Source organism: Bacillus sp. J33, from assembly GCF_000518885.1.
In the GTDB taxonomy this organism is placed as follows: Bacteria; Bacillota; Bacilli; order Bacillales; family Cytobacillaceae; genus Cytobacillus.
In genome coordinates, this window is sequence record NZ_JAEL01000071.1 from 19,483 (window position 1) to 30,490 (window position 11,008).

Here is an 11,008-nt window from a genome sequence, read left to right on the forward strand (position 1 = left end):
TTTCAGCAAAAACACTCGCCAGATTTTGGACGAGTGCCTAGGTTTTCTTATGTGATATTTATCAGCAGAATTAAGATTTGCAGCCCTGCTGGCAGAAAAAAGCCGGCACATGACTGTGCCAGCTTAAATTTACGCTATTACATTTTCTCTGGAGCGGATACCCCGATCAATGCAAGTGCATTCTTTAGTGTTGTCTGTACCGCTTTGATCAATGCCAAACGTGCTTTTGTTCTTTCCGGATTTTCTGCATCCAATACTTTTTCAGCATTATAGAAGCTATGGAAAGCAGATGCAAGCTCAAAGATATAGTTCGTGATTCTGTGCGGCATGCGCTTTTGAGCCGCTTCGCCAACGGCCTGAGGGAATTCGCCGATCTTTTTTAGAACGTCAATTTCCTTTTCTGCCTGTATCAGAGAAAAGTCAGCTTGATTATCTGCCGAGAATCCCTGCTCTTCACCCTGGCGCAAAATGCTGGAGATGCGTGCATGCGCGTATTGAGCATAATATACAGGGTTTTCGTTGGACTGGGATACAGCCAGATCAAGGTCGAAATCAAGATGAGTGTCAGCGCTTCTCATGGCAAAGAAATAGCGTGTTGCGTCCAGGCCAACCTCTTCGACAAGATCGCGCATGGTAACAGCTTTACCAGTTCGTTTGCTCATCTTCATTTTTTCGCCGTTTTTATACAAATGAACAAGCTGGATAATTTCCACTTCCAGCGCCTCCCGATCATAGCCAAGTGCCTCAATGGCCGCTTTCATGCGCGGAATGTAGCCGTGGTGGTCAGCACCCCAAATGTTGATCAGCTTTTCAAAGCCTCTTTCAAGCTTGTCCTTATGGTAAGCGATATCTGGAGTCAGATACGTGTAGGAGCCGTCATTTTTTATGAGAACACGGTCTTTATCATCACCGAAAGTCGTGGAGCGGAACCATGTTGCCCCATCCTCTTCGTAAATGTGGCCGTTATCCTTTAACGCTTTTAGAGCTGTGTCGATTTTACCGTTGTTGTAAAGAGATGTTTCTGAATACCAAACATCAAAGCCAACCCGGAAATCCTCAAGATCCTGTTTAAGCTTTGCCATCTCATATTTCAAGCCATACTCGCGGAAAAAGTCAAAACGCTCTTTTTCATCAGCGTTTACATATTTATCACCGAACTCTTCCGCCAGCTTTTTGCCAATGCCGATAATGTCTTCGCCATGGTAGCCGTCTGCCGGCATTTCCTTATCCATGCCAAGAGCCTGGAAATAACGAGCCTCAACCGATAAAGCCAAATTATTAATCTGGTTTCCAGCGTCGTTAATATAGTACTCGCGTGATACATCGTAGCCTGCTTTAGCTAAAATATTGCATAGGGAGTCACCAACTGCCGCACCGCGCGCATGTCCCAAGTGCAGGTCGCCTGTCGGGTTTGCGGATACAAACTCCACCTGGATCTTTTGGCTGTTGCCGACAGTTGTTTCGCCGTACTTGTCGCCTGCCTCAAGAACTGCTGGAATCAGGTCAGTCAAATAAGAATTATTCATGTAAAAATTGATAAAGCCAGGGCCGGCAATTTCAATTTTTTCGATCGAAGCCTTTGAGCTGTCAAAATTAGCAATTAGATCCTCTGCAATCATTCTTGGTGCTTTCTTGGCCACACGCGCCAGCTGCATTGCCATGTTCGTAGAATAATCTCCATGTGCCTTTTCTTTAGGGATTTCCAGGATAACATCAGGAATTTGCTCTTCAGCTGCCAAACCCGCTTTCACAACCGCATCCTTAATTTCCTGCTTTAACTTGCTTTGCACCTGCTCAACTATGTTCATTGTTTTCCTCCTCAAACGTAATCGCCAAATGATATGTACCTGCCTGCGATCCCTGCATTTTTAAATCGTATAGAATATCGATGGAACCTTCACCTGATTTATCATTATATTGATGATCCATCCTCTTCGTCACAGTGCCCATTTCAAGCACTCCATAAGGTGTCTGATAGCTGCCCCGCAGCTTTTTATTCATCCTGAACGGCAGCCTCATTTTAACAGCGCCGCTTCTTAAAATCAGTCCATCCGTATCGGACATCTTTATAATCGTTTTTACTGTTCCTTCTTCCATCTCTTCATCATACTGAAGGAAACGGGAGGAATCCTTTATATAGTATCGGCCAAAAGCAGTCAATTCAAAAGTCTCTTTGCTGCCTCCGCTGCGAATATCCGTTTTCACTTTTATCTTCACAGGCATTTGTTCCGCTGAGCGACTGGACAACGGCAACACATCCTTTTCTCTTGTCTATAACTATATAAGTATAAATACTCCACAGGGAAAGTGCAAGACGAGTACCAGGTACAACCCGAAATTTGCCGAAAAAAAAACGGAGACCCCAGTCCCCGTTTCTACTGTATTATTTTTTATTAACCCACCCAAGAATCATTTCACGAATCATTTTGCTCGCTGTATTGGCTGTTTGCTCAGAATGATCATAGATTGGCGCAACCTCAACCAGATCGGCTCCAACAACTTTCACATCTGAATGCGCAATTTCATGAATGGATGCAAGAAGCTCTCTTGATGTGATGCCGCCTGCGTCCACCGTGCCTGTTCCTGGTGCATGTGCAGGGTCTAAAACATCAATGTCAATCGTTACATATACAGGACGTCCTGCAAGCTTAGGAAGGATATCTTTTAATGGCTTATGCACTTCAAATTTAGAAATGTGCATGCCCGCTTCTTTTGCCCACTCGAATTCCTCTTTCATACCGGAACGGATTCCAAAGGAATAAATATTACCTGGTCCGATTAAATCTGCTGCTTTACGGATTGGCGTAGAATGGGATAACGGCTCCCCTTCATAATGCTCACGCAGGTCAGTATGGGCATCCATATGGATAATCGCTAAATCCGGATACTTTTTGTACATTGCCTTAATGACAGGCCAGGAAACCAAATGCTCTCCGCCCATACCAAGCGGGAATTTATCTTCAGCCAGAAGCTGGTCAATAAACTCTTCAATCATATCGATGCTTTTCTGCGGATTTCCGAAAGGCAGCGGGATATCGCCAGCATCATAATATTTTACCTCATCCAGTTCGCGGTCTAGGTAGGGGCTGTACTCTTCAAGCCCGATGGATACTTCACGGATGCGGGCAGGACCGAAACGTGAACCCGGACGGTAGCTGACTGTCCAGTCCATTGGCATTCCATAAATCACTGCTTCACTTTCTTCATAACTAGGATGGCTTTTAATAAAAACATTGCCCGAGTAGGCTTCGTCGAAACGTACCAAGGTCATCCCTCACTTCCTATGTATTGGAGAAGGCCGCTTTTTGAAAAAGCAGCCTATGATTTGTATTTACTTTACTAAATCCTGAACAAACTTCGGCAATACAAATGCCGCTTTATGCAATTCTTTTGTATAGTATTTTGTTTCAATATCATGGAAACGGTCTTCCGTTACTTCAAGCGGATCGTATTTTTTAGATCCGATTGTGAATGCCCACATGCCGCTTGGGTACGTAGGGATATTCGCAGTGTACAAACGGGTGATTGGGAAGATTTCTTTTACATCGCGCTGTACGTTGCGGATTAGATCTGCTTTGAACCAAGGGTTGTCAGACTGGGCAACAAAGATCCCGTCTTCCTTAAGCGCTTTGGAAATTCCAGCATAGAAGCCTTTTGTGAAAAGATTTACTGCCGGGCCTACTGGCTCAGTTGAGTCAACCATGATGACGTCATACTCATTGTCGCTTTCCGCGATGTGCATAAAGCCATCTCCAACCTGAACATCAACGCGCGGGTCATCCAGCTTGCCTGCAATCTCAGGCAGGTACTTCTTGGAATACTCAATAACCTTTCCATCAATATCAACAAGAGTCGCTTTTTTCACGCTTGGGTGCTTCAGCACTTCACGGATTACACCGCCGTCACCGCCGCCTACTACAAGAACGTTTTCAGGGTTTGGATGAGTGAATAAAGGAATATGAGCAACCATCTCATGGTAAACAAATTCATCCTTGATTGAAGTCATAACCATGTCATCAAGAAGAAGCATATTGCCCCATTCTTCTGTTTCAACCATATCAAGCTTTTGGAAATCCGTCTGTTCTGTATGTAAAGTACGCTTCACCTTCATCGTAATGCCAAAGTTCTCAGTTTGTTTTTCTGTAAACCAAAGTCCCATTCTTTAATCAATCCTTCCATAAAAAAATGAAATATCGTTAATGGAGCAGCAAAAAGCATGATCATCTTTTATACTTCCCTAACATGCAAATTACAAACACAGAAAAAGTATAGTTGAATCTAGCAAAATTGCAAGAAAAATTTCGCTAATTGCTAGAGAAAGATGTTTAAAACTCTCCCTTTTTTTCAATACTAAGAATATGTATTTATACTTCCTTAGATTTTATAAGGATCACTCTGTTAAACTTGCCTGTTGATTTCCGCTACAGTTGCATAGCGAGCCGAAGGCGGCCAGGGAGGCTCTATCCCTCCCGGGGAAAGCTTGAGTGACCGCAGCGAAATCAACGGTCAGAATTTATCAAGAAAAGCAGCAATTTATGAGAAAAAAGCCTAATTAAAAAACTAGAAGAAAGAATTCGGGGGGTGTCACAATTGGAATTAATGACGGATCAGCGCTTTCGAAAAACAATGAAATACCTGCGGGCTATTCTCATTATTAGCTTAATAGGAATGGCTCTTACAGTAGTTATGATCGGGGGCATTCTGGTTTATGCCAAAATATTGGGTCCGCCGCCGCTCTCCGTACCGCAATCCACTTTATTTTTATCGGATGATGGCGCTGTAATTGGCGAAAGCCATAACGGACAGAAGCGCTATTGGGCACCTCTTGAGGAAATAAGCCCGCATTTAATTGATGCGACAGTGTCAATTGAGGATAAAAACTTTTTCGAACACAACGGATTTGACTATAAACGAATCGCTGGTGCTGTTCTCGCTGATATTAAAGCAATGGCAAAAGTTCAGGGCGCCAGCACAATCAGCCAGCAATATGCCCGCAACCTTTTCCTGGAACACGAAAAAACATGGAAGCGGAAAATACTTGAAGCTTTCTATACCATCAGGCTGGAGATGAATTACTCCAAGAAGGAAATCCTAGAAGGTTATTTAAATACGATTTATTACGGAAATGGTGCTTATGGCGCACAGGCAGCAAGCCACTTTTATTTCGGAAAAGACGCAAGTGACCTAACACTGGCTGAAGCAGCCATTTTATCCGGCATTCCAAAGGGACCTGGCATCTATTCGCCATTTGCATCAGCTGAAAAAGCAAACCAGCGGCAAAAGGTAATCCTGCAGACAATGGTTAAAAACAAGATGATTAGCCAAAAAAAGGCTGACCTTGCTGCTGCTGAAGAGCTGAAACTTGTTGGCGAGCACATGCACCCCAAGACGAAAACAGCACCTTATTTCCAGGACGCTGTACGCAGTGCGCTTAAAAACCAGCTTAACCTGGATGACCGTACAATTGAATTGGGCGGATTGAAGGTATACACCACATTGAATCTGAAGGAGCAGGAGATTGCAGAAGAAACAGTGGATAAACTAATTTCAAATGACTCCGAGATTCAAGTCGGGATCGTAGCCATGAACCCGAAAAACGGCTATGTCAAAGCAATGGTCGGAGGGCGAGACTATGAGGAAAGCCCATTTAACAGGGCTGTCCAGGCTGTAAGGCAGCCGGGATCGACAATAAAGCCGCTGCTGTATTACGCAGCATTGGAGCAAGGGTTTACCCCCTCAACTCCGATAAGAAGCGAACAGACCACCTTCCGCTTTGAAGATGGCACACCTGACTACACGCCGCACAATTTTAACAGCAAATATGCGGATGATGATATTACAATGGCTCAGGCACTTGCTTTATCTGACAACGTCTATGCTGTAAAGACTCATTTATTTTTAGGAGAAGAGACACTCGTAAATACGGCGAAGAAATTTGGAATTACATCAAAAATGGCAAAGGTTCCTTCACTTGCACTAGGGACTTCTGGTGTAAGAGTCATCGAGCTGGCCAATGCCTACAGCATGTTTGCCAATGGCGGAAAAAAGGTTTCTCCTGTATTGATTAAGCGGGTTGAAAACCATAAAGGCGAAGTAATCTATGAGCATGAGCCCTTCCAAATACGATCCCTTCGCCAGGATCTTGCTTTTGTCATGACCCATATGATGACAGGAATTTTTGATCCAAAGCTGAATGGCTATGCACAGGTAACAGGAAGCACAGTGATTGGTGATATGACCAGGCCCTATGCCGGAAAATCCGGATCAACCGAAGCGGACAGCTGGATGGCCGGCTTTACCCCTCAGCTTGTAACAGCTGTATGGACCGGTTATGATAAGGGACATGTGATTACAAACAGCGTTGATAAAACGTATGCTAAAAATATATGGATCCGGTTTATGGAGGAGGCCCATAAAGGGAAGCCGGCAAAGGATTTCAAAGCACCAAAGGGCACAGTTGGCGTCTATGTTGACCCAGCCAACGGAAAAATTGCCGGCGAAAACTGTCCGGTCAAACGCCTTACTTATTTTACGGAAGGAACAGAACCAACAGAATATTGTACGGAGCATTTAGACCATAAAGAAGATAAACAACCTGAACAGCCTGAAAAGAAGCCGAAGACTCCTTGGTATAAGAAGCTGTTCCAGTGGGCTTCATAATGATGATGTGCCTGGATGCCTGATCTCATGAATGGGATCGGGCATTTTTTAATTTATGCGTGCTTCTATTTCTTTTCAGGCTTTCCTGATGAGTTTGGCATTATTAAATCAATTAGTTCCCTTCGGACGGCTTTTCCTCTGTTTTCCGGCACTATTCTCCTTGATTAGTTTCCTTCTGATGGCTTTTCCTCTATTTTCCGGCACTATTCTCCTTGATTAGTTCCCTTCAGAGGGTTTTCCCTCTGTTTCCGGCACTATTCTTCTCGATTAGTTCCCTTCAGAGGGCTTTCACCCTGTTTTCCGGCACTATTCTCCTTGATTAGTTCCCTTCAGAGGGCTTTCACCCTGTTTTCCGGCACTATTCTTCTTGATTAGTTCCCTTCAAAGGGCTTTCCCTCTGTTTTCCGGCACTATTCCCCTTGATTAGTTCCCTTCAACAGGCTTTCACCCGACTTCCGGCACTATTGTTTGCTGGCCGTTCACTCTGGTTCGGCACACTCTCTAAAAATTGAAAAACCCCGGGGTCCGAATCCCGGGGTTTTTCATGTCCTAGTGCTATATTGTGCCTTCACACTGTTAAATAGTTTACTTTTTTTATTGGAATTGTACAAGTAGTTAGAAAACCACGTCAACAAAATGTCACAAATTCGTCACAAATTTAGACTTTTTTTCTACTTCGCTTGTAAATCTGATTTTAGCTGCTCTTCCGAACGTTCCCACATGCCTGCGTCATGATTTTTCAAAAATTCAGCAAGCACTTCTTTTGATTTTTCATCCATATGGTCAACAATAATTTGTCTTTTAATCGATTTATCCATTCGGTTAACATGCTCTGGCAGGGACTTGTATCCTCTGCGAATTTCGCGGTCTACCGTCATCTCGCATGCTGTCACACCAGCATAATAAGGGCCGCCCTCTTTGCGGTCAATGGTTACCCAGATCAGCCAGTATGGCTTTCCATTTGGCACTTCATCCTTATTTGGCAGGAATTTAATTCCCTTTTCAACTGGGCTCCTTGCATGCATGGCGCCCACTTCGATTGTAGCCTCGCCGGCATCTACATCAATGATGACAGGTGTCACATTATCAAGGCTGAGGGTACCGACGCCAAAGCCTCCATGCCCATCAGTCGGGTCGTTTTTTATAATATTAAAATCAACCTTCTTTTTCTTTTTTTCTTCCATATCAAATCCTCCTAAGCACCTTAATCTCATCTATTAGCTTTTTCACTTATTATGTCATAAATAGTTCGTAGAAAAAATCATTCAGGCCGCTTGCCAGAACCGGCAATATGGTGTTGAAAATGGGCTGGATGGTGTATTGGTCCAGCGGAGTAATTACAAGGATAAGAAAAATGACAGAGCCATATGCTTCAAACTGGGTCATCTTCGGGCGAATATGGGCTGGTGCCAAATCTTCTATAATTCTGTAGCCATCAAGCGGCGGGAACGGCAGCAGATTAAACACGAAAAGCACTAAGTTTAACTGGATAAATATATTTAAAAAATCCGCAACAAACGGCGGGAAGGATGCGGCCAACCCTGTCCCTGCAAGGGCATACCAGATAAAAAAGCCGAGAACCGCCATCACCAGATTGGACAAAGGGCCTGCAATCGATACAGAAATACCCGCAAGCTTCGGCTTCTTAAAGAAGAATCGATTGACTGGAACGGGCCTCGCCCATCCAAAACCAGCTATAAAAATCAGTATAGTCCCAATAGGGTCCAGATGCTGCATGGGATTCAGTGTTAATCTGCCCTGTTTCTGTGCCGTTGGGTCTCCAAATTTGTAAGCCACATAAGCATGGGCATATTCATGGACCGTAAAGGCAATCATTAATGTTACAGCCACATAGGGAATCTCCCTGAGAGAAAACGCTAAAAATTGTTCCACAAGCCAAAACTCCCTCTCCTGCCGGCAAACGTAGTACTTCACTGCCAGGGCAATTGATACTTTTCATTTTCACTTTGGCTCTGTTAAATTTGCCTGCTGGCTTCTGCTCCAGGAGCTCAAGCTTCCGCGGGCGGTCCGGCGCTCCTCGGCGCATTCACGCCTGTGGGGTCTCTCTTTGACTCGCTTCTCCCGCAGGACATTGAATTAGCATCCTTGAATAATCACCGCAAAAGGAAATTTGGCAGTATTTTCGAGGATTCTCGCGCCTTCCGCTCCAATCAACAGGGTGCCAAAATCAACATAATCATTTAACACAGCATTCATTTTTTCCAGGTTTTAATACATACTATGTACGAACCACTGCCGCTATTTACTTAAAAGTATACATGAACACCACACGAAAGGGAAAGAACGTGCCATCATGCTTGCACAATGCAAAAAATTATGGAAAACTACAATCGTAAGAAAAGTGCAAGCGCCTTGCCCAGGGGCGCAAGCATAAGACGGGTCCCGGAGGGAGGCGTTCTTGGCCTTCTGCAGGGGCACGGCTTAGACCAGAGAGCCCTAGGCAATGGAGCTAGATAGTTATCGAGGTTCAAAATAATTTTTTTATCTTTTAAAATAAGAGGAGGAAACAAAATGCCATACGTAACAGTCAAAATGCTGGAAGGCCGTACAGAAGAACAAAAAAAAGCGCTAGTAGAAAAAGTAACAGATGCCGTTAACGAAACTACTGGTGCCTCCAAGGACAAAATTGTCGTTTTTATTGAAGAAATGTCCAAGAACCACTATGCAATTGGCGGCAAGCGCTTAAGCGACGAATAGAATATATTATGAATGCTCTGTTAAACTTGAGTACTGATTTCCGCTGCGGCACTCAGCGAACCGCGGGGTCTCCCTTTGGTTCGCTTTTCCCGCAGGACATTGAATTAGCATCCATGAAAAACCATCGCACGAAGGAAATGCGGTTTTCGAGGATCTCGCGCCTTCCGCTCCAATCAACACGGTGTTAAATCAATATTCAGCTTTAACACAGCTATTATTAAAAAGGGCAGTTCCTAGAAAATTGCCCTTTTTATATGCTTCTCCTGATAAATTACATTTCCTGCATAAAGATTTCCACAATTAGAAAAGCCGGGCACCTTAATGCAGCTGTTATTGTCCCCTTTAAGTAGACATTCAAAAAAACCTTCATGTTACCATGGAGGAAAGAATGCTACTTGGAGGGGATTTTTCTATGGCAAAGAAAGGACAAACTTTTAATAGCTATTCAGAGGAGTTCAAACGTAATGCTGTAATGAAATACGTGAATGGTTCAAAGAGTTATAAAGTATTGGCAGAAGAGTTGGGAATCCGTCATTGCAGCCAGCTTAAAGTGTGGGTTAGGAAATGGAAAAATGGAGTACCTTTTGATGAGCGTAAAGGAGTGTTCAATCCTTTAAAAGGCAGGCCCAGGACTAAATTTAAGTCAGTTGAAGAGGAAAGAGATTATTTAAAAGCACAGGTTGAATATTTAAAAAAGCAGTATCCAAATCTGGTAAAGGAGGAAAAGACATTCCCAGAAGAATAAAATATAAACTGATAGATGAATTAAGAAGTGACTATCCTGTCTCCTGGCTGCTAGAGATTGCCTACATCAAACCTGCAAGTTATTACAAATGGAGGAAAACCAACACTCAACGGGAAGAGAAGGCTGGGAAGGAACAGGATATTCGCGAGCACATTATGGGAATCCACTTCATGCATCCCGAATTTGGCCGGCCGCGTATCACAGATGAACTAAATGAAAATGGTTATTCTATCAATCATAAAAAGGTCTATAAGCTTATGACGGAAATGGATATACAATCAGTCATCCGGAAGAAGAGAAAACGACATGGCCATAGTCCTTCAGTCATCTTCCCCAATCGCCTTAAGAGGAATTTCAAGGCTGCTGGACCTAATCAAAAGATGGTAACGGATATTACCTATGTGTCTGTTGGAGAAGAATTTTATTATTTATCCGTTATTCAGGATCTTTTCAATAATGAAATAGTAAGTTGGGAGCTATCCAAGAGAAACGATCTCGAACTTGTGTTAAATACGGTAGATAAATGGACAAAGAAAAAAGACGTAGCTGGAGCCGTTCTCCATTCGGATCAGGGCTTCCAGTATACGTCAAAGCTATACAACAATCGATTAGAGGCTTATGGCATCAAGGGCAGCCACTCTCGAAAAGGAAACTGCCTGGATAATGCCTGTGTAGAATCATTCTTCTCACACCTCAAAACAGAGAAGTTGTATATAGACAAGTGTATTTCAGAAGAAGAGCTAGAGCAAGCCCTTGAAGATTACATCTATCATTACAATTACAAACGAAGACAAAAGAAACTAAAGAAACGCGCACCGATTGAATATCGAAACGCGCTCGCTGCTTAGCTTTTTTAGGTTGTCTACTTGACAGGGGCAAGACCAA

At 43.5% G+C, this 11,008-nt stretch carries 10 protein-coding genes; 4 read left to right on the forward strand and 6 right to left on the reverse strand.

Annotated elements, in window-relative coordinates; all coding sequences use genetic code 11:
- Positions 1-137 precede the first annotated feature (137 nt).
- The 4 genes from argS to speE form a co-directional block, all read right to left on the reverse strand.
- Entirely contained in the window at positions 138-1,808 is a 1,671-nt protein-coding gene (gene argS / locus L634_RS0118950) for an arginine--tRNA ligase (protein ID WP_026583800.1), read from the reverse strand.
- Positions 1,795-2,247 carry a DUF1934 domain-containing protein gene (locus L634_RS0118955; protein ID WP_026583801.1) on the reverse strand — a complete coding sequence of 151 codons (453 nt, stop codon included), beginning with the start codon at positions 2,245-2,247 and terminating at the stop codon, positions 1,795-1,797. Before L634_RS0118955 ends, argS begins: the two co-directional genes overlap by 14 nt.
- Positions 2,248-2,383: 136 nt before the next feature.
- A complete protein-coding gene (gene speB / locus L634_RS0118960; RefSeq protein ID WP_034262898.1) occupies positions 2,384-3,271 on the reverse strand; it encodes an agmatinase in 888 nt (295 codons plus the stop codon).
- Between the two features lie 60 nt (positions 3,272-3,331).
- Complete coding sequence (speE, locus tag L634_RS0118965; RefSeq protein WP_026583803.1) at positions 3,332-4,159, reverse strand: spermidine synthase; 828 nt, start codon at positions 4,157-4,159, stop codon at positions 3,332-3,334.
- A gap of 431 nt (positions 4,160-4,590) precedes the next feature.
- Here speE and L634_RS0118970 point away from each other — a divergent pair, with 431 nt between their 5' ends.
- A complete protein-coding gene (locus tag L634_RS0118970; RefSeq protein ID WP_026583804.1) occupies positions 4,591-6,660 on the forward strand; it encodes a transglycosylase domain-containing protein in 2,070 nt (689 codons plus the stop codon).
- A gap of 671 nt (positions 6,661-7,331) precedes the next feature.
- On the opposite strand, the gene L634_RS0118980 is transcribed toward L634_RS0118970, so the two are convergent.
- Both L634_RS0118980 and L634_RS0118985 read right to left on the reverse strand, forming a co-directional pair.
- The gene (locus L634_RS0118980; protein ID WP_026583805.1) at positions 7,332-7,844 is read right to left on the reverse strand and encodes a YwhD family protein; all 513 of its coding nucleotides are present in this window, start codon (positions 7,842-7,844) and stop codon (positions 7,332-7,334) included.
- A 49-nt stretch (positions 7,845-7,893) separates the two neighbouring features.
- Entirely contained in the window at positions 7,894-8,553 is a 660-nt protein-coding gene (locus tag L634_RS0118985) for a site-2 protease family protein (RefSeq protein WP_026583806.1), read from the reverse strand.
- A gap of 639 nt (positions 8,554-9,192) precedes the next feature.
- Between L634_RS0118985 and L634_RS0118990 the strand changes: the two genes are divergently transcribed.
- The 3 genes from L634_RS0118990 to L634_RS0119000 all read left to right on the forward strand — a co-directional run bounded on the left by L634_RS0118990 (position 9,193) and on the right by L634_RS0119000 (position 10,971).
- Positions 9,193-9,378, forward strand: a complete 186-nt coding sequence (locus L634_RS0118990; protein WP_026583807.1) for a 2-hydroxymuconate tautomerase — start codon at positions 9,193-9,195, stop codon at positions 9,376-9,378.
- 412 nt (positions 9,379-9,790) lie between these two features.
- Complete coding sequence (locus L634_RS34970) at positions 9,791-10,123, forward strand: transposase (RefSeq protein ID WP_026581951.1); 333 nt, start codon at positions 9,791-9,793, stop codon at positions 10,121-10,123.
- Entirely contained in the window at positions 10,120-10,971 is an 852-nt protein-coding gene (locus L634_RS0119000) for an IS3 family transposase (RefSeq protein WP_026581950.1), read from the forward strand. Before L634_RS34970 ends, L634_RS0119000 begins: the two co-directional genes overlap by 4 nt.
- Positions 10,972-11,008: the final 37 nt, after the last annotated feature.